General features: G+C 44.2%; 25 protein-coding genes and 1 tRNA gene. 5 read left to right on the top strand and 21 right to left on the bottom strand.

All coding sequences use genetic code 11. The features are described from left to right. Positions 1-174 precede the first annotated feature (174 nt). The 17 genes from ACN0V2_RS12695 to glnE form a co-directional block, all read right to left on the bottom strand. A tRNA-Lys gene (locus ACN0V2_RS12695) sits at positions 175-250 on the bottom strand. A 140-nt stretch (positions 251-390) separates the two neighbouring features. Beyond that, positions 391-1,059, bottom strand: a complete 669-nt coding sequence (queC, locus tag ACN0V2_RS12690) for a 7-cyano-7-deazaguanine synthase QueC (protein ID WP_417551195.1) — start codon at positions 1,057-1,059, stop codon at positions 391-393. Beyond that, positions 1,059-1,700: a 7-carboxy-7-deazaguanine synthase QueE gene (gene queE, locus ACN0V2_RS12685; protein WP_417551193.1), complete on the bottom strand. Its 642-nt coding sequence runs from the start codon at positions 1,698-1,700 to the stop codon at positions 1,059-1,061. The genes queC and queE overlap by 1 nt, the downstream gene beginning before the upstream one ends. A gap of 23 nt (positions 1,701-1,723) precedes the next feature. Further along, positions 1,724-2,500 carry a tol-pal system protein YbgF gene (ybgF, locus tag ACN0V2_RS12680; protein ID WP_417551192.1) on the bottom strand — a complete coding sequence of 259 codons (777 nt, stop codon included), beginning with the start codon at positions 2,498-2,500 and terminating at the stop codon, positions 1,724-1,726. A gap of 55 nt (positions 2,501-2,555) precedes the next feature. Beyond that, a complete protein-coding gene (gene pal / locus ACN0V2_RS12675) occupies positions 2,556-3,125 on the bottom strand; it encodes a peptidoglycan-associated lipoprotein Pal (protein WP_417551191.1) in 570 nt (189 codons plus the stop codon). Positions 3,126-3,146: 21 nt separating this feature from the next. Further along, positions 3,147-4,448, bottom strand: a complete 1,302-nt coding sequence (gene tolB / locus ACN0V2_RS12670) for a Tol-Pal system beta propeller repeat protein TolB (RefSeq protein WP_417551190.1) — start codon at positions 4,446-4,448, stop codon at positions 3,147-3,149. A gap of 11 nt (positions 4,449-4,459) precedes the next feature. Further along, entirely contained in the window at positions 4,460-4,723 is a 264-nt protein-coding gene (locus ACN0V2_RS12665) for a cell envelope integrity protein TolA (RefSeq protein ID WP_417551189.1), read from the bottom strand. Positions 4,724-4,741: 18 nt separating this feature from the next. Then, positions 4,742-5,593, bottom strand: a complete 852-nt coding sequence (gene tolA, locus ACN0V2_RS12660; RefSeq protein WP_417551188.1) for a cell envelope integrity protein TolA — start codon at positions 5,591-5,593, stop codon at positions 4,742-4,744. A gap of 5 nt (positions 5,594-5,598) precedes the next feature. Then, complete coding sequence (gene tolR, locus ACN0V2_RS12655) at positions 5,599-6,045, bottom strand: protein TolR (protein ID WP_417551187.1); 447 nt, start codon at positions 6,043-6,045, stop codon at positions 5,599-5,601. 14 nt (positions 6,046-6,059) lie between these two features. Further along, positions 6,060-6,707: a protein TolQ gene (gene tolQ, locus ACN0V2_RS12650; RefSeq protein WP_417551194.1), complete on the bottom strand. Its 648-nt coding sequence runs from the start codon at positions 6,705-6,707 to the stop codon at positions 6,060-6,062. A gap of 10 nt (positions 6,708-6,717) precedes the next feature. Then, complete coding sequence (ybgC, locus tag ACN0V2_RS12645) at positions 6,718-7,122, bottom strand: tol-pal system-associated acyl-CoA thioesterase (protein WP_417551186.1); 405 nt, start codon at positions 7,120-7,122, stop codon at positions 6,718-6,720. Then, complete coding sequence (gene ruvB, locus ACN0V2_RS12640; RefSeq protein ID WP_417551185.1) at positions 7,122-8,135, bottom strand: Holliday junction branch migration DNA helicase RuvB; 1,014 nt, start codon at positions 8,133-8,135, stop codon at positions 7,122-7,124. The genes ybgC and ruvB overlap by 1 nt, the downstream gene beginning before the upstream one ends. Before the next feature lie 2 nt (positions 8,136-8,137). Further along, on the bottom strand, positions 8,138-8,734 hold the full coding sequence (gene ruvA / locus ACN0V2_RS12635) for a Holliday junction branch migration protein RuvA (RefSeq protein ID WP_417551184.1): 597 nt from the start codon (positions 8,732-8,734) through the stop codon (positions 8,138-8,140). Then, positions 8,731-9,270 carry a crossover junction endodeoxyribonuclease RuvC gene (gene ruvC / locus ACN0V2_RS12630; RefSeq protein WP_417551183.1) on the bottom strand — a complete coding sequence of 180 codons (540 nt, stop codon included), beginning with the start codon at positions 9,268-9,270 and terminating at the stop codon, positions 8,731-8,733. Before ruvC ends, ruvA begins: the two co-directional genes overlap by 4 nt. Positions 9,271-9,283: 13 nt before the next feature. Continuing rightward, complete coding sequence (locus ACN0V2_RS12625) at positions 9,284-10,033, bottom strand: YebC/PmpR family DNA-binding transcriptional regulator (RefSeq protein WP_417551182.1); 750 nt, start codon at positions 10,031-10,033, stop codon at positions 9,284-9,286. 49 nt (positions 10,034-10,082) lie between these two features. After that, positions 10,083-11,012 carry a branched-chain amino acid transaminase gene (locus tag ACN0V2_RS12620; protein WP_304917013.1) on the bottom strand — a complete coding sequence of 310 codons (930 nt, stop codon included), beginning with the start codon at positions 11,010-11,012 and terminating at the stop codon, positions 10,083-10,085. Between the two features lie 44 nt (positions 11,013-11,056). Then, a complete protein-coding gene (gene glnE / locus ACN0V2_RS12615) occupies positions 11,057-13,858 on the bottom strand; it encodes a bifunctional [glutamate--ammonia ligase]-adenylyl-L-tyrosine phosphorylase/[glutamate--ammonia-ligase] adenylyltransferase (protein ID WP_417551181.1) in 2,802 nt (933 codons plus the stop codon). A 155-nt stretch (positions 13,859-14,013) separates the two neighbouring features. Here glnE and ACN0V2_RS12610 point away from each other — a divergent pair, with 155 nt between their 5' ends. Together ACN0V2_RS12610 and ACN0V2_RS12605 are read left to right on the top strand one after the other, a co-directional pair. Further along, positions 14,014-14,634 carry an alternative oxidase gene (locus tag ACN0V2_RS12610; RefSeq protein ID WP_417551180.1) on the top strand — a complete coding sequence of 207 codons (621 nt, stop codon included), beginning with the start codon at positions 14,014-14,016 and terminating at the stop codon, positions 14,632-14,634. Between the two features lie 52 nt (positions 14,635-14,686). Next, positions 14,687-15,055, top strand: coding sequence for a DUF6164 family protein (locus tag ACN0V2_RS12605; protein ID WP_417551179.1), 369 nt, complete (start codon positions 14,687-14,689; stop codon positions 15,053-15,055). 91 nt (positions 15,056-15,146) lie between these two features. Here the strand turns inward: ACN0V2_RS12605 and groL are convergent, their stop codons facing one another. From groL to ACN0V2_RS12590, 3 genes are all read right to left on the bottom strand, one after another. Next, on the bottom strand, positions 15,147-16,775 hold the full coding sequence (gene groL / locus ACN0V2_RS12600) for a chaperonin GroEL (RefSeq protein ID WP_417551178.1): 1,629 nt from the start codon (positions 16,773-16,775) through the stop codon (positions 15,147-15,149). Between the two features lie 57 nt (positions 16,776-16,832). After that, the gene (gene groES / locus ACN0V2_RS12595) at positions 16,833-17,123 is read right to left on the bottom strand and encodes a co-chaperone GroES (protein WP_417551177.1); all 291 of its coding nucleotides are present in this window, start codon (positions 17,121-17,123) and stop codon (positions 16,833-16,835) included. Positions 17,124-17,269: 146 nt separating this feature from the next. Next, the gene (locus ACN0V2_RS12590) at positions 17,270-17,725 is read right to left on the bottom strand and encodes an FxsA family protein (RefSeq protein ID WP_417551176.1); all 456 of its coding nucleotides are present in this window, start codon (positions 17,723-17,725) and stop codon (positions 17,270-17,272) included. Between the two features lie 228 nt (positions 17,726-17,953). Between ACN0V2_RS12590 and ACN0V2_RS12585 the strand changes: the two genes are divergently transcribed. Beyond that, complete coding sequence (locus tag ACN0V2_RS12585; protein ID WP_417551175.1) at positions 17,954-19,336, top strand: OprO/OprP family phosphate-selective porin; 1,383 nt, start codon at positions 17,954-17,956, stop codon at positions 19,334-19,336. 93 nt (positions 19,337-19,429) lie between these two features. Next, on the top strand, positions 19,430-21,220 hold the full coding sequence (locus ACN0V2_RS12580; RefSeq protein ID WP_417551174.1) for a GGDEF domain-containing protein: 1,791 nt from the start codon (positions 19,430-19,432) through the stop codon (positions 21,218-21,220). Positions 21,221-21,253: 33 nt separating this feature from the next. On the opposite strand, the gene ACN0V2_RS12575 is transcribed toward ACN0V2_RS12580, so the two are convergent. Next, entirely contained in the window at positions 21,254-21,694 is a 441-nt protein-coding gene (locus tag ACN0V2_RS12575; RefSeq protein ID WP_417551173.1) for an arsenate reductase ArsC, read from the bottom strand. Positions 21,695-21,849: 155 nt separating this feature from the next. Between ACN0V2_RS12575 and ACN0V2_RS12570 the strand changes: the two genes are divergently transcribed. Beyond that, positions 21,850-22,475, top strand: a 626-nt coding sequence (locus ACN0V2_RS12570; protein ID WP_417551172.1) for a TIGR04211 family SH3 domain-containing protein, incomplete at its 3' end; no start/stop codon positions are given.

Genomic DNA, 22,475 nt, shown 5'->3' with positions numbered 1-22,475 from the left:
CAGAAATGTCCAACGCAAGTACCCACACAAATTACTTGATACCAGTTTTTTAAAGAGCTTGCAGTCATTGTGCCCTGCAAAGAAGCGAGAATTATACAGCCACTCGCCAGGCTGTCAACAACAATTATTACAGAATTATGAAACTAGACTAAAACTGAAATTTTGCAGAAAAAATGGTGGGCCGTCTGCGACTCGAACGCAGGACCATCGGATTAAAAGTCCGGTGCTCTACCAACTGAGCTAACGGCCCAAACCAAGCGCGACATAATACTATAGTTGATAAAAATGACAACCCCAGTTGCCAATATTTTTCTAATTTAACGTCTTAAAACGAATAGTTTTAAGTCATTACCAAACCATTTACGATGATTCTTTCTTAGAAACAATTACTTATTGATATTGAGTTGGATCAACCAAGCCAGCATCAATAAAGCCTTGGCGTCTTAATCGACAGGAATCACATTGACCACAAGCTTGCCCCTGCGCATCAGCTTGGTAGCAGGAGACTGTCTCACTGTAATCAATACCCAGCTTGGTGCCAAGTTTAACAATTTCTGATTTGGTGAGATGCATCAAGGGAGCTTTTATATATATAGCGCTACCTTCAACTGCGGATTTAGTTGCGAGATTGGCTAGTTTTTCAAATGCATCAATAAACTCAGGACGGCAATCTGGATAACCAGAGTAGTCAACGGCATTTACACCGACAAAGATAGCTTCAGCGTTAAGTACTTCCGCCCAACCCAGAGCAATTGACAGGAAAATAGTATTTCTTGCAGGTACATAGGTAATAGGGATACCAGCTTGTTCTGTCTCGGGAACCGCAATATCATCGGTGAGTGCTGATCCACCTATAGCCCGAAGATCGATCTGAATGACTTTGTGGTTGATTACTCCCGACTTTTTAGCCAGATGCTCCGCCGCAGTAAGTTCCGTTCTGTGGCGTTGACCATAATCAAAACTGATGCTGTAACAATCGTAGCCGTCAGCTTTCGCAATAGCTAAAGCTGTCACCGAGTCTAATCCGCCCGAAAGTAATATGACAGCGCGTTTATTCATCATCGGCCTTGTGCGTCGTTCCATAAATACTTATGCAATTGAATTTGCATTCTCACTGGGAGATTATCGGAAATGATCCATTCAGCTAAATCAGTTGGGGTTAAATCACCATGCACGGGAGAAAATAAAACTTCACAGCGTTTAGGCAATTCGAATTGTGTCAATTGCTCGGAGGCCCAGACATAATCTTCGCGATTGCAGATAACGAACTTCACCTGATCCTGAGGGTGTAACAAATCGATATTACTGTAGAGATTTTTGGTTATTTCGCCTGAAGTCGGTGTTTTTAAATCCATAACCCGAACGACCCGAGGGTCGATATTGCTGATATCCATAGCACCACTGGTTTCTAAGGATACTTCTACATCTAAATCGCATAAGGCCGTTAATAATTCTCGGCAGGTGTTTTGCGCCAAAGGCTCACCACCAGTGACAGTAACATAACGTGGGTTGTAGCTTTTTACGTCAGCAACAATGTCGCTGATTTCCATTTTCTTGCCACCATGAAAAGCATAGGCGGTATCACAATAGCCACAACGTAATGGACAACCAGTCAACCTGACAAACACGGTGGGCAGCCCAACCGTCCTGGTTTCACCCTGTAATGAATAGAAAATCTCGGTGATACGACATTGAGCCATCTTTGGGTTCTACAAAAATTGTTTTATTGTGCATTTTGCTGGAGACGATCCAGTCGGACTTGAGCTAAACGTGAAGCAGATGTATTAGGATATTGTTGGATTACCTGATTCAACGTTGCTTCTGCCTTGCTGGCATCACCCGTTTCGAATTCGCTGAAACCACGTTTTAATAAAGCATCTGAAACTTTGTTACTATCTGGATAGCTGGAAAGCACTTTTTCAAAAGCCACTATCGCTTTATCAAATTCACGTAATACGTAATGCGCTTCACCCTGCCAGTAATAAACATTCGGCAAATATGTACTATTTGGATAGTTTTGTGGAAACGCACCTAAAGCAGTCAATGCTTCTTGGTACCGCCCTCCGCGTAAATCCTGTAACGCTGCCTGATAAGCGGCTTCACCACTTTCCACTGCAACTGGGGCAAGTGTATCCACTGTACCATCTGCCTGATCAGGTGTATTGGGTTGCGATGCGCTATCGGCTAATTCTGAATCGATTGACTCATTATCCATTGGTGGTGAATTATCCACGGCAGGTGTTTGAGATATGGCAGGTTGTTTCTGAATTTCGGTAATCCGCTGATCCAAATCCAAATATTGTTCACGTTGACGCTGTTGCATCTGATCAATTTTATGATTCAGCTCTTCATTCGTTCCATTTAAACGTTGAATCTCGCGCTGCAATTGATCAACTTGCGTGAGTAACGAGGTTAATCCTTGCCCTTGGATGATGCGTTCAAGGCGATCCATACGAGCTTCAACCGATTCTGGTTCCGCCCAAGAAACAGAGGGCGCCATGACGACGCCCACCATTAATGCGATTACAAGTTGTTTTTGCTTTTTGAAAGGCATATCAACGACCAATGTAAACTATTTCAACTCGACGATTTTGAGACCATGCAGATTCATCACTACCATCTACTGCTGGACGTTCTTCACCAAAACTGGTTACACGAAATTGTTGAGCGCTAGCTCCTTGTAACATCAGCAGTTGACGAATTGACAAAGCACGGCGTTCACCTAAAGCTAAGTTATATTCACGTGAGCCACGTTCGTCAGTATGACCTTCCAAACGAACAGACAAATTAGGATTTTTACCTAAATATGCTGCATGTGCTTCAACAATCGATTGATCTTGCGCTCTGACGCTAGCACTATCGTATTCAAAGTAAATTACTCGATTTGATAATGGGTTAGAAGGATCATTCAATTCACTTCCAGCATATCCATCTTCACCAACTATTACACTGGCTTCAGCACCTAAATCACTACCATTAGCACCTTGACCAGAAACACCTGAAGTTGATGCGCCATTACGCTCTTCAACCAGCACGTCATCTGTACCATCTTTTGTGGCATTCCCGCTACAAGCATTGAGTAAAAACAATGCAACAAGCAGAGCCGAGAATTTATAACGATTCATAACAAACACTCCTGACATAAATTATTTTTTCAGCGGAGACCATGCTGGTTCACGCACAACAGTTCCGGATTCGCTCAAACGTTGATGGATCCGGCCATCAACAGAGACAGCAGCTAAAACACCGCTACCTTTTTGCTCAGTAGCATACAGGATCATTTGACCATTCGGCGCAAAACTCGGTGATTCAGCACGTCCTGATTCAGTCAGTACTTGCATAGAGCCAGTTTTCAAATCCTGTACAGCAATATAGAAACCACCATTGGCACCATGCACCATGGTCAGTTTGCTTCCGTCTGGTGATAAATCAGGTGACGCATTGTAGTTTCCTTCAAAACTAACTCGCTCAGCTCTACCGCCATTTGCTGAAACTTTATAGATTTGTGGTCGACCACCCCGATCAGAAGTAAAGTAAATATCATTTCCATCTCGTGACCAAACAGCTTCAGTATCGATTGCTTGAGCATTATTCGTTACACGGATTAAATCACCATTTGATAATTCAAGAACATAGATCTCTGGATTACCATTTCTAGACAAGGTCAAAGCCAGTTTTCTACCATCGGGGGACCACGCCGGGGCACTATTTATACCATCAAACGAGGCAACTGCTTTACGTTGTCCACTCAATAATTGCTGTACAAAAACTTCAGTTTTACCGTTTTCAAAAGAAACGTAAGCCAATTGGTTACCATCTGGTGCCCAAGACGGCGACATAATTGGTTGAGTAGATTGTAATACAGTGCGTGGGTTTGCTCCATCAGCATCAGAGATTTGCAATGCAAAACGTTTTTTTCCGTCACCAGCAGTAATTTGAGTAACAAACGCTAAGCGCGTAGAAAAGATGCCTTTTTCGCCTGTTAACGTTTCATAAATCACATCCGCAATCTGGTGACCTAAAGCGCGTAAGCCAGATGCAGGAACCTGATAGCGTTTTCCAGCCAATTGCTGTCCACGAAAAACATCAAATAATTGAAATTGAACCTGATAATTTTCACCATCTTGACTACTGATCTTACCGATGACCAAACCTTCTGATCTTAATAAGCGCCAATCAGCAAAATTAACTTGTGATTGTTCAGTAGGTCGGGAAACTAAATCTTGATTATCCAATGGTGCAAACCGACCACTACTTTCCAAATCATTACGGATAATGCTGGTAAGGTCTTCAGGTGCTTTTTGTCCTTCAGAACCAAAGGGCACAATGGCAATCGGCAATGCACTATCTGAACCACCAGTAATTTCTACTTTTAAAACGGCAAATGCCTGAACCGGCATCAAAAAAACAGCCATAAAGGCGAGCGAACGAATTAATCTCATGGCCATATTAGCTTCTCTCATTCAGGTTTAAAGTATATTTCAATGCCTTCACTAATAATCTTTTGTGCGGCATCAGGATCAGAAGGCATTGGCATTGGAGCGGCCTTGTATACAGCGTTTTCAGCAGACCGGTCAAAAATATCACTACCACTACTTTTTATAACTCTTACACTTCGAATATCACCACCTGGAATAAGTTTTACTTCCAAGGTAACGAGTAACCCCGTTTGGGCGTTAGCTGGTTTAGTCCAATAACGCGTAATTCTTTGTTGAATTTGCAAACCATATGTATCCAAAATTCACGGAATTCTTTTTTGTGTGTGTTGGTTTGCTTCTGCATCTAGCTGTCTTTGCAGAGATGCTTCCGCTTCTGCCCTAGCTTTTTCTTCGGCTTTACGTTTAGCATCAGCCTTGCGCTTAGCTTCCTCTTCCGCTGCTTTCCGTTTAGCTTCTTCTTCGGCTTTACGTTTAACTTCTGCTTCAGCAGCTTTTTGCTTAGCTGCTTCTTCCGCTTTACGCTTAGCATCTTCTTCTGCTTTACGTTTGGCCTCTTCTTCAGCCTTACGCTGAGCTTCCTCTTCCGCTTTACGTTTAACTTCAGCTTCTTCTCTGGCTTTTTCTGCCGCTACCCGTTCAGCTTCAGCTTTTTGCTTGGCTTGTTCAGCGGCTTTACGCTCAGCTTCTGCCTGTTGTTTGGCCTGTTCCGCTTTCTGACGTTCAAGCTCAGCCTGTTTGCGGGCTTCTTCCTGTTCAATTCGTTGCTGTTCGAGCTCTTTCAACTCTTGTTGTTTAAGTTCAGCTTCCTGGTTACGTTTTTCGGCATCCAGCTTGGCGCGTTCTTGTATATCCAAAAGCTCTTGCTCTTGACGAGCTAATTCCTGTTGCGATTTCTCAAGTTGTTCATCGAGTTTTTGCTGACGTTCTTCTTCAGCTATGCGCTTACTGTCTTCTGCCTCTTGAAGTCGCGCCATCTCTTCCAACACTAAATCTTCGTCCATTACTGTAGCTTGAACAATTTCGACTTCGGGCTGACCAAACTGACGAATTTCCGTTGGCATATCAAAACTGAAAACCAGCAAGATAATCAGCAATGCATGCAATATTGTTGATGCGCCACCGGCAAATAAATTTTGCAAAAAGGATTGCTTCATCGTAATTACTGGGTATCCGTTTCCGGACGCTGGGTTATTAAACCTACATTAGGTACACCCGCTTTTTGTAATAAAGCCATAGCACCTACCACTTGTCCATAACTAGCTGAACTGTCGCCTTTGACCATCACAGGTGTTTGCGGGTTGCGACGAATTACGGCTGAAACTCTTGCCATTAGTTCCTGAGCACCAATACTTTGATCCTGATTTTCACCAACCGAAACATAAAAAGCTCCGGCGGAATCCACAGATACTACTAAAGGCTCAAGATTTTCGGGAGCTTCAACCGGATTAGCATCTGCACTAGGTAAATCAACCTGTACTCCTTGCGTCAACATCGGTGCAGTGATCATAAAGATGATCAACAGTACCAGCATAACGTCGATATAAGGTACCACGTTAATTTCTGCCATAGGCTTGCGACGTTGGCGTTGTTGTTTATAAAGCGCCATAGTTGGCTCCGTTATTAACTTTGTTGCCGTTGCAAAATTGAAGAGAACTCTTCAACGAAATTATCATAACGACTAATCAATCTCTCGACTTCATGTGAATAGCGGTTATAGGCAACAACAGCTGGAATCGCTGCAAATAAGCCCATTGCTGTCGCGATTAATGCCTCGGCAATACCGGGGGCAACCATGGCCAACGTTGCTTGTTGGACTTCACCTAAAGCTCGGAATGAATTCATGATACCCCAGACCGTTCCGAATAGACCAATGTAAGGACTGGTTGAGCCGGCCGTTGCCAGAAAAGGTAAAGAGACTTCCAATTCATCCATTTCTCTGGATAACGAAATACGCATTACCCGTTGAGTACCATCCAAAACATAGGTTGAATCTGTTGAGGTTTTTTTCAGACGGACAAACTCTTTGAATCCTGCCTCAAAAATGCCTTCCATACCACGACCAGTATGTGGTCTAGCGGTAATGTCCTCATAAAGCCGATTCAATTCATTGCCAGACCAGAATTTATCTTCAAATAAATCCGCATCACGTCTTGCCGCGGCAAGTTCGCTACGTTTTTTGAAAATAATGGTCCAGGAATACACTGATATCAGCAGTAAAATCAGCATCACAATCTTAACCAGTAAACTGGCTTCAGATATCAGGGACATCAAGGATAGATCAGCATTCACATTGCATCTCCGTCAAAATAAAAGAAGGTATTGGGCACGGTTTAAATTGCAAAGCATCCAAACAGGCCACTCTGACCGACGCACTGCATAACAGTTCGTCTTCACGCAGCACTGATTGCTCAAACTGCATGCTTGCACCGCTCGTTTGTGTCATTTCAGATCGAATCACTAAGGCATCATTAAATCGTGCCGGGCGACGAAAGTTGATTTGCATCGAATGGACTGCAAACAAACAATTATGTTCGTCTTTTAAAACATTTTGTTCAAAACCAAGCTGACGCAACCACTCTGTACGCGCCCGCTCCATAAACCTCAGATAATTTGCGTGATACACCACGCCACCACTATCTGTATCTTCGTAATAGACTCTTACTGGCCAATCAAAAGACTGCATTACTCACCTGTCAGGTCCAAATCAGGTGTCAGGCCCAAATGCAAAAAAGCTCTTTTAGTAGCAATTCTTCCACGCGGAGTCCGCATGATAAATCCTTCCTGAATCAAAAACGGCTCTATAACATCTTCAATGGTGCCACGTTCTTCACCAATTGCTGCCGCCAGATTATCCAAACCTACCGGACCACCGGAAAACTTCTCAATAATCGCCAGCAAAAGTTTTCGGTCCAACATATCAAAACCAAACTTATCGACATCCAACAAATCCAGTGCTTGTCGAGCAATCTCTGCTGTAACAACACCATCAAAGCGGACTTCCGCATAATCTCTAACCCGACGTAACAACCGATTGGCAATCCTCGGGGTTCCACGTGAACGATGGGCAATTTCACCTGCACCATTGATGTCGAGAGTCACGCCTAAAATCCGTGCACTTCGCTGCACAATCGTACTTAAATCAGCGACATTGTAAAATTCCAAGCGCTGAACAATGCCAAAACGATCTCGCAAAGGCGAGGTCAGAGAACCGGCCCGCGTTGTCGCTCCGACCAATGTAAAAGGTTCGAGATCCAACTTAATCGAACGTGCTGCAGGACCTTCACCAATCATGATATCGATTTGGTAATCTTCCATTGCTGGATACAGCACTTCTTCAACCACCGGACTCAACCGATGAATTTCATCAACAAACAATACATCATTCGGTTCAAGATTCGTTAGCAACGCAGCCAAATCACCAGGGCGTTCTAAAACTGGCCCGGAGGTTTGTCTTAAATTAACCCCCATTTCGTGGGCGATAATATGGGCCAATGTGGTTTTACCCAACCCCGGCGGCCCGAAAATAAGCGTGTGATCTAATGCTTCTTTACGTTTGCGGGCAGCTGAAACAAATAATTCCATTTGCTCTCGTACTACAGGTTGCCCGATATAGTCCTGCAAACTGAGTGGACGAATAGCACGATCCACCCTGTCATCATCATTCAGCGTTTGCGGAGTAATAAAACGTTCATCCATAGTTAATTACGCTGCAAAGCCTGTCTGATGATTTGCTCGGTTGTCATATCCTGTGCATCAAAACTTCGAATCATTCTGTCTGCTTCGGCGGCTTTATACCCTAAAGCAACCAAAGCTTCCAGTGCTTCTTTTCGTGCACCGCTACTGCTCGGCATATTCGTGGTAATTTGATCATCCAGCCCCATCGCAGAGCCTACTTCTTTGAGTCTGTCGCGCATCTCAATAATAAGGCGATCTGCTGTCTTTTTACCGACACCGGGCAGTCGAGTCAAACTTGCGGCATCTCCTTCCTGCACACTTCGCGCAAAACTATCTACGTCACTGCCCGATAAAATCGTCAGGGCTAGTTTTGCTCCCACCCCATTTACTTTAAGCAAACTGCGGAATAATAATCGTTCTCGTTGAGTGGCAAAACCATACAATAATTGAGCATCTTCGCGCACCACCAAATGGGTAAACAGACTCACTTTTTCATTAAGTGGCGGCAAATTTACAAAAGTAGACATCGGTGCGGAAACTTCATAGCCAACACCTTGTACATCAAGTACTAATTCTGGCGGCTGTTTTTCAATAATAATACCGGTAAGTCGACCAATCATCGGCTGTAGCGTCCTCCTCGACGGCGACTGATCCGCATTCCTGCGGGAAGTTTGTTAGTGAGACTATCTAGTGCTGCATGGTTGGCATGAGTTACTGCGCAAGCCAATGCATCAGCGGCATCTTCCAGTGGTGCTTCTTTCAGTTGCAACATGACTGTCATCATATACTGGACTTGTTCTTTTTTAGCATGTCCATTGCCAACAACGGCTTTTTTAATTTGAGTTGCGGAATATTCATGGACAAGTAGTTGTTGACTGACCGCGGCGCAAATGGCGGCACCTCTGGCCTGACCAAGTTTTAAAGCCGAATCGGCATTTTTATGTAAAAACACTTGTTCGATGGCCATGATATCGGGCTGATAACGCTGAATAATATCGGTTAGACCTTCAAAAATCTGCTTTAAACGATTAGCAAAATCGCCATCACCCACCAGCAGTCTGCCACTGACCACATGTTTAATTTGTTTACCATCTAGCTCAATGATGCCAAAGCCGGTTTTCCGAGAACCAGGATCCACACCAAGAATGCGCGCCATAGGGGGATGGCTGCTAGCTCTCCAGCTGCGCCATCACCTCATCAGAGAAATCAGCATTGGAATAAACCTGCTGCACATCATCTAGCTCTTCAAACGCCTCAATCATGGCGATGGCTTTTTGTGCATCGTCCAGTTCGAGACTGACTGTAGTATCTGGGTGCATAGTGACTTCAGCGGATTGCGACTCTAATCCCGCGTTATCCAGCGCATCTTTAACGGCTGAATAGTCATCAGGCGAAGTAAACACATCTACCGAGCCATCGGCATTCGTTACGATATCTTCAGCGCCTGCTTCCAGCGCAATTTCCATCACATCATCTTCCGTAATGTCATTGCCAAAGCTGATAATACCTTTTTGATTAAACAGATAGGCCACTGAACCGTCAGTGCCCATATTGCCGCCGCGTTTACTGAAAACATGGCGTACTTCGGCAACAGTTCGGTTACGGTTATCTGTCATACAGTCGACCATGATGGCGATGCCGTTCGGGCCATAACCTTCGTAACGAATTTCTTCGTAAGCCGCACCCTCTAACTCACCGGCACCGCGCTTTGTCGCCCGCTCAATTACATCTTTGGTCATATTGCTGCCCAAAGCTTTATCAATGGCAGCGCGTAACCGAGGATTAGTGGCAGGGTCGCTGCCGCCCATTCTGGCAGCTACAGTAATTTCACGAATCAGTCGGGTGAACAGTTTGCCGCGTTTGGCATCTTGCGCACCTTTTCTATGCTGAATATTCGCCCACTTACTATGACCTGCCATTTGGTACTAACCTCTTTGTTATTACGTTTAATACGAGTTTTCTATGCAATTAAACCAAAGTATTCCAGTCGCGATAATATTCGCTACGACCATAAACCTGATCAAAGTACATACTTTGTAACTGTTCGGTGATTGGCCCACGTTTACCCTCACCGATTGGACGGTTATCCAATTCACGAATCGGCGTGACCTCAGCTGCAGTGCCAGTGAAAAATGCTTCATCACAGATATACACTTCATCACGGGTAATACGCTTTTCAACCACTTTCAGACCAATATCATTGGCCAGGCGCATAACCGTATCGCGAGTAATGCCCTCCAGGGCCGAGGTCAGCTCGGGGGTATAAAGTACACCATCGCGCACCATAAAGAAGTTTTCACCACTACCTTCAGTAACAAACCCGTTAGCATCTAACAACAAAGCTTCGTCATAACCATCGTTCACAGCTTCTTGCAAAGCCATCATTGAATTCATGTAATTGCCGTTGGCTTTGGCTTTACACATAGTGATATTGACGTGGTGTCGAGTAAACGAAGATGTTTTGATGCGAATGCCACGGGTCATGTTTTCTTCACCTAGGTAGGATCCCCAACTCCAGGCTGCCACCATAACGTGAGTTTTCAAATTGTCAGCACGAATACCCATACCTTCAGAACCATAAAAGCACATTGGACGGATATAGGCTGAATCCAGTTTGTTTTCACGAACTACTGCGCGCTGAGCGTCGTTTAAAGTCGCTTTATCAAACGGCATTTTCATACCAAGGATTTTAGCGCTACGGAATAAGCGGTCAGTATGCTCTTGCATACGAAAAATAGCGGTTCCAGCATCCGTTTTATAAGCGCGAACCCCTTCAAAAACACCCATGCCGTAATGCAAGGTATGCGTCAGCACATGGACTTTAGCTTCGCGCCAAGGCACAAACTCGCCATCTAACCAGATAACGCCATCACGATCTGCCATTGTTACTGCTGCCATAATTACCTACTTTGAGAATCTTAAATTGATATCAAACTGGTTTTTTAGCTTAACCAGCGTTGCCAAATTGCGTTCACTTGTTGTTGAAAATCGGCCGCTTTGGCCTCCGGCACCACTGCCGGTTGTTCTTGCAGGACGCAGTGATTTGCTTCACTACGGTAATAACGATAAGCATCGGCGAGCATCGTACCTTCATGCTGACTGAGCTTGTCTGTTGCCACTAATGCGTCCAAAATTCGGATATTATCGGTGTAAACCATCAGATCAGGCAAGCTTGATGACCAAGCCAATACTGCATATTGCACCATAAATTCAATATCAGTGATACCACCAACGCCCTGCTTAAGATCAAATTTTCCTGCAGACGACTTATCCAGTTGCTGACGCATTTTCTGACGCATTTCGCTGACTTCTTTTGCCAGCTCTGATTCCGTGCGGGGTTTGGACAAAACTTGCTGACGAATGTTACTGAATTGTTCGGCTAATTTTTTATCACCAGCGACACATCGCGCTCTGACTAGAGCCTGATGTTCCCAGGTCCAGGCCTCAGTTTGTTGATAATCAGCAAAACCTGCAATTGGACTGACTAATAATCCTGAATTGCCGCTTGGACGTAGTCTGGTATCAACCTCATACAATAAACCACCTGAGGTGACCGTATTTAATAAATGAATCATGCGCTGAGCAAGTCGAGTGTAAAACACCATTATATCTACAGGCTTGTCACCATCGGTCATACCCTCGCGTGCATCATCAAACACAAACACCAAGTCCAGATCTGAACCATAACCCAGCTCCAGCCCACCTAATTTGCCATAGGCAATCACAGTAAAGCCGCAACGCAACATATCGTGAGGATCTGCTCCTTGAGGTAAGCCATGCCGAGCACTTAAATACTTCCATGCCAGCTGCAACGCGCGCTCTAATAGGATTTCGGCTAACTCGCTGAGTTGATCGCCAACTCGCATTAACGGCAATACTTCGGTGACATCTGCTGCGGCTACATGCAAGGTCGCAATTTGACGAAACTCACGCAATAAGTTCATTTGCTGCTCAAGATCCGTCTCTTCTGCAACTGATAAGAATTGATTTAATAAGTTTTTTTGCTGCTCGCGGCCAGGCACTTCATAAAGTGAACGAGGATCTAACAATTCATCTAATAACACCGGATAACGGGCTAATTGGTGGCTGATCAACGGACTCGCCGAACAGAGTTTAACCAGCTGCGACAGCGCCAGCGTATTTTCGACCAATAATGACATGTAAGCCGATCGGCGCATGATGGATTCAAGTAAAGGTATCATGCGATTCAGACAGGAATCAGGATTTTCAGTACCAGCAGCAGCCTGTACCAATAAGGGCAGCAATTTTTTTAATCGCCCTCTTCCGGTATGACTCAGATTTTTAACAGCATGCAGATTTAATAATTTTTCAATCGTCTGTTGTGATTGCTCAGGATCATGGTATCCCCATTTTTTTAAATAGGCGGTAATTTCTGCTTCATCGGAAGTGAGCAAGGCAATTGAATCACCGTTTTCATCATCCGCCTGGGGCGCAGTCAGTAATTGCTCAAAGTGCTCATGAACTTGTTGCCGATGTCCATTTAATGTTTTGAAAAAAGTGGCCCAAGATTCGAACCCCATAGTTTTTGCCAGTCGAGCTCGAGCTTCATCCTCTTTAGGCAATAAATGAGTCTGCTGATCAGCCCAAGCCTGAATACGATGTTCGGTACGACGCAAAAACACATAGGCATTTTTTAAAGCTGTTACCGCATAACCTGACAACAATTTTCTTTCAGCCAATAACTCCAGAATCGTCAGAATGGGCCGTTGCTGTAGAGGCAAATCCCGCCCGCCATAAATCAACTGAAAAACCTGACCAATAAACTCTATTTCGCGAATTCCCCCCGCACCAAGTTTAATATTGTCTTCCATACCTTTTAGATGTAATTGTCCGGCGATCATGGATTTCATTTCACGCAAGGAATCAAACATGCCGTAGTCAAGGTAACGTCGGTACACAAACGGTCGTAGCAGCTCATTTATGGCTTTTTTATCCTGTTCGCTGCCGGTGATGGGTCTTGCCTTGATCATCGCGTAGCGTTCCCATTCTCGGCCCTGAGTCTGGTAGTAATCTTCCATCGCACCGAAACTGGCCACTAACGACCCACTCTCACCAAAAGGACGCAAACGCATATCGACTCGAAACACAAAGCCATCGACCGTCACATTATCCAGAGCTTGTATTAACTTACGGCCTAAGCGAGTAAAAAACTCTTCATTAGTCAGGCTTTTTCTCGCTCCTTGGGTTTCACCCTCTTCTGGATAGGTAAAAATCAAATCGATATCAGAAGATAGGTTTAATTCCCCAGCGCCCATTTTCCCCATACCTAATACAATCAATTGCTGTGCTTGACCATGTTCATTTACTGGGGTGCCTAACAGCTGAGTTTGCCATTGGTAAAGTCTATTAAGGGCTTGCTCAACACAACAATCGGCAAGCGCCGTCAATTCACGTACCGTTTCGGCCAAATCCGCCCAACCGGCTAAATCTCGCCAAATAATGCGTACCATTTCGCGTTGCCGAAAAGCTCGAAGCTGCTGATGCAAACTAGCTTCGTCCTGAACTGTTTCAAGTCGACTTTGTAAGCGTTTCTGGTAACCATCTTCAGCATAAACCAACTCGATATCACCACTTTCAAACAGTTCGCTTATGCGTTTCGGTTGCCGCTCCCCCTGATTCAATACATATTCACTAGCAGCCAAAACTGTGGTGGCAGAGTCCAGTAAATTTTGCTTGTTTTGCAAAATGGATTGCCATTGTTCGGTGAGTGGTTTGGTTGTCATGCTTACCCCATTCGATTTGATGATGCACAGTAACTAAAATTGTGTCTAAGCTAACAGAACATGTATTGTATCGCGTTGACTCAACCACAAAAATTTCACATTAATTGATGTATTTTTCGGTTTAATTAATTTCCGTCTCGTCAAAGGAGACAACGATGGACAGCACTGAATACGGCGCACCACATTACACCCCAAAATGTGTTTCAGATCGGGTGGCACTGGCGATTGTTAAATTCATGCGTTTTTTTGCTGACGTCTTTTTTTCAGGTCGTTACGGACATCGGGCTGTTGTATTAGAAACTGTAGCTGCTGTACCTGGTATGGTGGGTGGCGCTTTACAACATCTTCGCTCGTTACGTCGTATGCAAGACGATGATGGCTGGATTGGCACTTTACTTGAAGAGGCCGACAATGAACGTATGCATTTGCTTACCTTTGTGCATATTGCCCAACCGAGCTGGTTCGAGCGTATTTTGATAATCATTGCTCAAGGCGTTTTCTATAATTTATTCTTTATCTTATATATTTTGTCATCTCGCGTTGCTCACCGAATTGTCGGCTACTTAGAAGAAGAAGCGGTATACAGCTACAGTGAGTATTTAGCTGGCATCGATTCGGGCAAATACGAGAACGTAGCCGCGCCGCAAATCGCCATTGATTACTGGAAACTGCCCCAGGATGCCCGATTACGGGATGTTGTTTTGGTGGTGAGAGATGATGAGGCCAAACATCGTGATGTAAATCATGATTTTGCCAATCAATTGCAAAGCGCATAATATGCCGCATCAAGTTCGAGCAATCTGAATGCGCTGACAGACAAGGACGACTATGGCGACTTTACTCTTTCGACTCAATAACGTACCCGAAGATGAAGCTGAAGATGTTCGGCAATTGCTGGATGATAAAGGTTTTGCCTTCTATGAGACCCAAGCGGGCTTCTTCGGTCTGGGTGTTGCAGCTATTTGGCTGGTTAATGACCAACAATTACCTTTGGCAAAAGCAATTCTGGATGAATATCAAGCTAAACGCGCCATTGAACAACGCCAGCATTACGAGACGCTTCGTGCCAGTGGCGAAATCCCCGGTTTTTTCCAATCAATTTTGCAACATCCCATTCGCTTTATTGGCGTGTTATTACTGATTGCGTTTGTACTGAGTCTGATGTTGATTCCCTTTTGGAAAACCATGCATCCCTAATTTATACCCCCCCAAACGCAAGATAATAAAAAGCCCCACCTCTTTTGAGGCAGGGCTTTTTTAGTTTTGCTGAATGGCTTGTTGTAACGAATTACATCATGCCGCCCATACCGCCCATATCAGGCATTGCAGGAGCATCTTCTTTCGGTAACTCAGCAATCATGGCTTCTGTAGTCAACATCAGACCCGCGACTGAACCGGCATTTTGCAAGGCGGTACGCGTGACTTTAGTTGGATCCAAAATACCCATTTCGATCATGTCGCCATATTCACCAGTAGCCGCGTTGTAACCGTAGTTACCTTGGCCACCAACAACTTCATTTAAGACAACAGATGCTTCATCGCCAGAGTTAGTGACGATTTGACGTAAAGGTTCTTGCATTGCACGACGAGCGATAGCAATACCAGCGTCTTGGTCTAAATTGTCACCTTTCAGGTCACCCAAGCTGACTTCGGCACGTACCAGAGCCACACCACCACCAGCAACTACGCCTTCTTCAACGGCAGCGCGAGTCGCATGTAATGCGTCTTCAACACGAGCTTTTTTCTCTTTCATTTCAATTTCAGAGCCAGCGCCAACACGAATAACAGCAACACCACCGGCTAGTTTAGCCACGCGTTCTTGCAGTTTTTCTTTGTCGTAGTCTGAAGATGAATCAGCGATTTGTGCACGAATCTGTTCAACACGTGCAGTAATCTCATCCGCACGGCCAGCACCATCAATGATAGTGGTGTTTTCTTTGCTGACAGAGATTTTCTTCGCTTGGCCTAAGTCATCAAGAGTGACTTTTTCCAGGTTTAAACCAACTTCTTCAGAAATCACAGTACCGCCAGTTAACACAGCGATATCTTCCAGCATGGCTTTACGACGATCACCAAAGCCAGGCGCTTTAACTGCACAGACTTTAACGATACCGCGCATGTTGTTAACAACCAGAGTAGCCAACGCTTCGCCTTCAACATCTTCTGAAACGATCAGCAATGGACGGCTAGATTTAGCGACTGCTTCCAATGTTGGCAACAGTTCACGGATGTTTGAGATTTTTTTGTCGTATAGCAGAACGTATGGGTCATCCAAATTGGCTGACATCGTTTGCTGTTCATTAACAAAATATGGAGACAGGTAACCACGATCAAACTGCATACCTTCAACAACGTCGAGTTCATTTTCAAAACCACGACCGTCTTCAACCGTGATAACGCCTTCTTTACCTACTTTTTTCATCGCTTCAGCAATGATGTCACCGACTGATTTGTCAGAGTTAGCTGAAATAGTACCTACTTGGGCGATGGCTTTATCATCATCACAAGGTGAAGACATTTTTTTCAGTTCTTCAACCGCAGCAGTAACTGCTTTGTCGATACCACGCTTCAGATCCATTGGGTTCATACCCGCTGTAACTGATTTCATGCCTTCACGCAGAATGGCTTGAGCAAGTACGGTGGCAGTAGTGGTACCGTCACCCGCAGCGTCAGAAGTTTGCGAAGCAACTTCTTTCACCATTTGTGCGCCCATGTTTTCAAATTTGTTTTCTAATTCGATTTCTTTAGCAACTGAAACACCATCTTTAGTGATAGTTGGTGCGCCGTAGCTTTTATCCAAAATAACATTGCGACCTTTGGGTCCTAATGTCACTTTTACCGCGTTGGCCAGCGTGTTAACGCCTTTGACCATCAGCTGGCGCGCATCAGCGCCAAATTTGACTTCTTTAGCAGCCATTGTAATTCCTCTTTATAGCTATGTTTAACGTAACCAGATGTGAAACCGTCGGGAAGCTTACGCTTCGATCACAGCAACGATATCGTCTTCACGCATTACCAGCAGTTCTTCGCCTTCCACTTTAACTTCAGTGCCGGCATATTTGCCAAACAACACTTTGTCACCGACTTTGACAGCCAGAGGACGGACTTCACCAGAATCGGTAAGTTTGCCGTTACCCGCTGCGAGAATTTCGCCACGAGATGGTTTTTCTGCTGCATTGTCAGGAATGACAATTCCACCAGCAGAGGTAGTTTCTTCTTCCATGCGACGAACAATCACACGATCATGAAGGGGACGAAGGTTCATTAGTTTTATCCTCCAAAAGTAACAAAAAATGACCAAGAAAATTCCAGGAACCCCTTTAATGGGGCTAGCTGGACAAACTTCAAGTGCCTGCGTTAAAAAATTTCTGAAAAAACCGTCTCAGAATGGGAAATACGTGTTTAGCATTACTAACGAATATTGCGCTGATCGTCATCCTTGATGACTTCACCCTCAATAATATCGTCACTTTGCGAATAACGTTTCTGTGCTGACCACTGCTGACGGAATATCACATTGCTGTTACGGATTAATTTCAACAATAGCGTTCGGCGTATTACTGGGACTAATAATAAGAAACCAACCGCATCCGTCACAAAGCCTGGAATCAACAATAGGAAGCCACTTATAAATAATGTCATGCCTTCTAACATTTCTAGAGCCGGCGTTTCACCACGACGAATCGACTCCTGAGCTCGTTGCATGGTGACCAGTCCTTGCAACTTGACCAACCAAGCCCCTAAAACCGCAGTAGCAATGACAAACAAGATGGTCCAACCCGCGCCAATGACTTCGCCAACTTCAATTAAAACGTAAATTTCAGCAATGGGTACCAAGAGAAATAGCAAAAACAGCCACTTAAACATGTTCTTTCCTTAACGGATATCAATACAGCAATAGGTTGGGACAGATGTTGATATTTCAAGCCATTAGCTAGCATTGTTTTGTCGTTTTTTAACAACAAAAAGGCCGTTTTGTTGCATTGTCACACAACTGTCACACAACTTTCATCACCCTGAAATATTCCCACCTTAAGGTGTGCAGGTCTCGGACATTCAGGCCGAACATGTTTCGTTAACAATGAGGATAGCCCCTTGAAACTAAAAACATCTGCAATCTTAATCGCCGGCGCACTTATGGGTGCAGCCATTATGCCTGCTCAGGCCAACAATGATGCCATGATAGATCTGTTAAAAGTATTACGTGACAAAGGCACTATCAGCAATGACGACTACAAATTGCTGACCAATGCCGCTGTCGCTGATAAAGAAATGGCAGACGCCTCTAAGGAAGAGCTGAAAAAAGAAGTTGAAACGGCAACAGCCAATATGCCGGTTATTGAAACTAACGGCAAATTGGTCGTTTCAGATCGTGAAGGTAACTGGTCCTTCCAGCCTATTGGCCGTGTGATGTGGGATGCCATTTCAGTTGATAACGATGGCTTATATGATGGTACAGCTATTGGTGACAATGAAGGCCGTGGAACAGAATTACGTCGCGCACGTTTAGGCTTTGAGGGTGACATTTACGACTGGAGCTATAAGTTCGAAGCTGACTTCGCCGGTGGTGATGCCTCAATCAAAGACGCATACGTAGGTTACGGTAACGGCCTGACTGACACCACAAAATGGGGTGTTAAACTGGGTCAGTCTCACATCGCTTTTGGTTACAATACTAAAGCTAGTTCTAAATACATGAGCTTTATTGATCGTCCATTCTATGCTGACTCAACCATTTCGCCAGCTCGTCAAAGTGGTGCAGTAGTACAAATCAATGACAAAGATTATCGTTGGTTATTAGCCTCATCATTCACTAGTGGTGAGATTGAAGAAGGTGAAACAGATGTTAACGACGCAGATACATTTGCAGTACGTGGCTCTTTCGTCCCATTTATGCAAGATGAGAAGCATTTATTTCAAATCGGTGCAGGTTATTTAAACCAAGGTAACGGGGATGACAGTTTCCGCTATCGTCAACGTGCTGTAAGTCACATTACTTCTGAGCGTCCAATTGATACTAGTGTTGCAGGCTTTGATGGTGCTCAAGCATTTACTGTTGATGCCCTTGGTATTTACGGACCGTTCCATGCTTTAGCAGAATATGTTGACTTCACAGCTGAAAGTAACTCAAATTCTGACCAAGACTTTACTGGATACTCAGTTGAAGCAGGCTATTTCCTGACCGGTGAATCTTATAAGTGGAGCAAAGGATTTAACTCCGGCGTATCACCTAAATCTGCATATGGTGCTTGGCAGTTAGTAGCTCGCTTTGAAAACGTTGAAACAGAAGGTCTTGTAGGCGGTAGTGTACAAACTGAAGATGAAGCGGACAAATATACAATAGGCTTGAATTATATTCCGCGTAAAAATATTCGTTTGATGCTTAACTATGACAAGATTACTGATCTGACTGTCAACGGAGTTAGCTCAGATGCAGAGCCATCTGCACTTAAATTCCGCGCTCAAGCCTTCTGGTAGGCCGCAGAAATTAGAGAGTTATCTCTTTTCAAACTGGCCCCACCCTTTTTGGTGGGGCTTTTTTGTATCTGGCCCACTGTGAGTTGAAATCTAATGACCACTGAAGAATTACTGCAATTTACATCACTGGAAGATATTCTTGCCACGGCGGCACTTACCCCTATATTTCAACCGATTGTTTCATTAAAGAATAATCATATTTATGGTTATGAGGCGCTGATCCGTGGTCCATCCGATAGCGTTTTACATTCGCCAATAAATCTATTTGATGCAGCTAGTCGTCATGGTCGTTTGGCAGAGTTAGATTTATTGTGCCGTGAAGTCGCCATTGCTCGCTTTGGTGAATTAGGCCTGAAAGCCAAACTATTTATCAATACCATTCCCGCTGCATTGTTACAGCCAGACTATCCTCATGGCTTAACCACTAAGTTTCTGAAAAAAGCCGGAATCCCTGCTGAACAGGTAGTGATTGAGTTAACCGAGCAGTATCCAATTGATGATTATGTGCTGATGCGTGAAGCTACTGCACATTATCGCGATATGGGATTTTCTATTGCTATTGATGATTTAGGTGCGGGTTACTCAGGTTTACGCACATGGTCTGAGCTAAAGCCGGATTTCGTCAAACTGGATCGTCACTTCATGCAGAATATTCATGAAGATCAGCAGAAAAAACAGTTTGTGCAATCAATGATCGATATTGCTCTGAGCTGTAATTGCCGAGTGATCGGTGAAGGCGTTGAAATCCGTGAAGAATATTTAGTCGCTCAATCCATGGAAATGCATTTTGCTCAAGGTTATTACTTTGCCAGGCCTACGGCCAATCCCAAACATGAGTTACCAAGTACCCTATTTGCCAAACGTCAGTCCCGAGAACATATCCATTCCGGTGTGCCACGATCTGATTCTTTAGTAGGCAGTCTACTTACACAGTTGACTCCAATTCGCACTTATCATGATGTAAATCAGGTGGGTGAACGCTTTCAGAGTGCAGTGAAATTATCCTCACTTCCCGTGTTAAACGAAGATAACACGGTCGCTGGCATGGTGTGGCGTGATGAATTTATGACGCTATATGCGAGCCGTTATGGGCGTGATTTACACGGCCGTAAACCCATTCATTTATTTATGGATAATCGCCCCATCAAAGCTGAAACTACTTTGCCGTTAAAGAATCTTAGCCAACAAATTACCAGTCAGGATTCTTCCCAACAACACAGCGTTTTTATTATTACCGAGCAAGGTTATTACCGCGGGGTCGGCAGCCTGATGGATCTATTACGCCAGATCACTGATTTACAACTGACCATTGCACGTCATGCTAATCCGCTAAGTGGATTACCGGGTAATGTGCCGTTAAACGAGCATATTCAACAAGCCATCCAGCAAAAACGTCATGCCACCGTGTGTTATTTCGATTTGGATAACTTCAAACCCTATAACGACACTTATGGCTATAACAAAGGCGATAAAGTCATTAATAAAACCGCCAAAATTCTAAGTCAGCATATTGATTATGAGAATGATTTTTTAGGTCACGTTGGCGGAGACGATTTTATTGTTATCTTTGATAGTAAAGATTGGCGCAGTCGCTGCGAGAACATGTTGACAGCCTTTGAAGCACTCTATAGCGAACTGTACAGTGAAACTCATCTTCGCCAAGGGGGGATTCACGCCCAGGATCGCCACGGACACCAGTTGTTTTATCCACTACTGAGTTTGTCCATTGGAGCAGTAACCATCAGTGATTTTGATTATCTAATCGATGAGGCTGATTTGGCGGAACATGCCACCAAAGCTAAATCAAAAGCGAAGAAAATTTTAGGCAACAGTCTGTATCAACTCAAACTGTCAGATTGCCAACCATTGGCTGAGGCAATTTAAATCAAACAAGTTATAGAAATGATGGCTAGCAATTTATCGTGCATTAACCACCGACTTGGTTAATTGCTGCAACACATAATTAACCCGTTGTTTGATTTTTTCTCGGGTAAGTCGAAATTCCGCCAGGATTTCCTCTTCCGTACCACGGTATTTTGCTGGATCGGTGAGCGGTAAATGCAAACGTAAAGTATGTGGACTCACGACTGGACATTGTTCGTCAGCATTTTCACATAATGTCACCAATAAATCGGCCCACTCCAGCATTTCACCGTTGACCCGAATGGATTCTTGCAAAGAAATATCAATACCGACTTCGGCCATCACTTTTATCGCTTGGGCATTTTGTCCATGCGCTTCAATACCGGCAGAACGTATTTCAACATCTTCGCCACCTAGAAACCTTGCCCAACCTTCTGCCATTTGTGATCGACATGAATTACCAGTACACAAAAACATAATTCTGAACTTATCCATAACACACCCCATTTAAGTCACCGGTCAGCCTAGCAAGCTTTTATGACAAAGCCGTTAACCTTCATTAAAAGATCGATAATGATTCTTAACTGCACTTGAAATCAGCCACATGGCTTCTGCTAGAATGGCGCTTTAATTTAATGCCGGATCCACTCGTGAAAAAAATTCTTATCAGCTTGTTGCTCATTGCCACCCCGATATTACTACCCTCCATCACTTTAGCGCAGACAACCCGCTATGTTTCGGATGAACTTGAAATCACAATGCGCAACGGCCAAGGTTTGGAATTTGGTATTCGTAAAATGCTGAAATCAGGCACCGAGCTGACGGTATTGGATAACGACCCTTCCGGTTATTCGAAAGTACGCACCAATGAAGGTGTTGAAGGCTGGGTGTTATCGCGTTATTTAAACAATAATCCAAGCGCACGCGAACAATTGGCCGAAAAAGAGCAACGTATTGCTAACTTAGAATTAGAAGTCACAGGCTACAAAGAAGAATTAGCTCAACTCAGCTCACAAACCTCAGAGGCTGATGATCAAAATATGTCACTCAAAGAAACCGCACAACGGCTGAGTAAAGAGCTGGATGATTTACGTCGTACGGCTTCTAATGCAGTGGCTTTGGAAAATGAAAATCGACAATTAAAAGAACGCCTGCAGCAAATTGATCATGAAATTCAATCTATCGTGATTGAAAACAACACACTTAAAGATAATGATGCGAAAAACTGGTTTTTAATTGGTGCTGCAGTGTTATTTGGCGGCATGCTTATTGGTCT

Source organism: Methylophaga sp. (assembly GCF_048266885.1).
Taxonomy (GTDB): domain Bacteria; phylum Pseudomonadota; class Gammaproteobacteria; order Nitrosococcales; family Methylophagaceae; genus Methylophaga.
The sequence above is the reverse complement of the archived record's forward strand: the minus strand, read 5'-3'. Positions and strand labels throughout refer to the sequence as shown.

Bases quoted from the DNA above. Each gene is read 5' to 3' on its own strand.
- ybgF (WP_417551192.1), bottom strand. From the start codon at position 2,500: ATGGCGCCCTCTGTTTCTTGGGCGGAACCAGAATCGGTTGAAGCTCGT.
- queC (WP_417551195.1), bottom strand. From the start codon at position 1,059: ATGAATAAACGCGCTGTCATATTACTTTCGGGCGGATTAGACTCGGTG.
- ybgC (WP_417551186.1), bottom strand. From the start codon at position 7,122: ATGCAGTCTTTTGATTGGCCAGTAAGAGTCTATTACGAAGATACAGAT.
- tolA (WP_417551188.1), bottom strand. From the start codon at position 5,593: ATGAAGCAATCCTTTTTGCAAAATTTATTTGCCGGTGGCGCATCAACA.
- ACN0V2_RS12610 (WP_417551180.1), top strand. From the start codon at position 14,014: ATGGACAGCACTGAATACGGCGCACCACATTACACCCCAAAATGTGTT.
- glnE (WP_417551181.1), bottom strand. From the start codon at position 13,858: ATGACAACCAAACCACTCACCGAACAATGGCAATCCATTTTGCAAAAC.
- tolR (WP_417551187.1), bottom strand. From the start codon at position 6,045: ATGGCGCTTTATAAACAACAACGCCAACGTCGCAAGCCTATGGCAGAA.
- ACN0V2_RS12575 (WP_417551173.1), bottom strand. From the start codon at position 21,694: ATGGATAAGTTCAGAATTATGTTTTTGTGTACTGGTAATTCATGTCGA.
- tolB (WP_417551190.1), bottom strand. From the start codon at position 4,448: ATGGCCATGAGATTAATTCGTTCGCTCGCCTTTATGGCTGTTTTTTTG.
- ruvB (WP_417551185.1), bottom strand. From the start codon at position 8,135: ATGGATGAACGTTTTATTACTCCGCAAACGCTGAATGATGATGACAGG.
- ruvA (WP_417551184.1), bottom strand. From the start codon at position 8,734: ATGATTGGTCGACTTACCGGTATTATTATTGAAAAACAGCCGCCAGAA.
- ruvC (WP_417551183.1), bottom strand. From the start codon at position 9,270: ATGGCGCGCATTCTTGGTGTGGATCCTGGTTCTCGGAAAACCGGCTTT.
- ACN0V2_RS12625 (WP_417551182.1), bottom strand. From the start codon at position 10,033: ATGGCAGGTCATAGTAAGTGGGCGAATATTCAGCATAGAAAAGGTGCG.
- ACN0V2_RS12580 (WP_417551174.1), top strand. From the start codon at position 19,430: ATGACCACTGAAGAATTACTGCAATTTACATCACTGGAAGATATTCTT.
- queE (WP_417551193.1), bottom strand. From the start codon at position 1,700: ATGGCTCAATGTCGTATCACCGAGATTTTCTATTCATTACAGGGTGAA.
- groL (WP_417551178.1), bottom strand. From the start codon at position 16,775: ATGGCTGCTAAAGAAGTCAAATTTGGCGCTGATGCGCGCCAGCTGATG.
- tolQ (WP_417551194.1), bottom strand. From the start codon at position 6,707: ATGTCCCTGATATCTGAAGCCAGTTTACTGGTTAAGATTGTGATGCTG.
- ACN0V2_RS12605 (WP_417551179.1), top strand. From the start codon at position 14,687: ATGGCGACTTTACTCTTTCGACTCAATAACGTACCCGAAGATGAAGCT.
- ACN0V2_RS12620 (WP_304917013.1), bottom strand. From the start codon at position 11,012: ATGGCAGCAGTAACAATGGCAGATCGTGATGGCGTTATCTGGTTAGAT.
- ACN0V2_RS12590 (WP_417551176.1), bottom strand. From the start codon at position 17,725: ATGTTTAAGTGGCTGTTTTTGCTATTTCTCTTGGTACCCATTGCTGAA.
- groES (WP_417551177.1), bottom strand. From the start codon at position 17,123: ATGAACCTTCGTCCCCTTCATGATCGTGTGATTGTTCGTCGCATGGAA.
- pal (WP_417551191.1), bottom strand. From the start codon at position 3,125: ATGAATCGTTATAAATTCTCGGCTCTGCTTGTTGCATTGTTTTTACTC.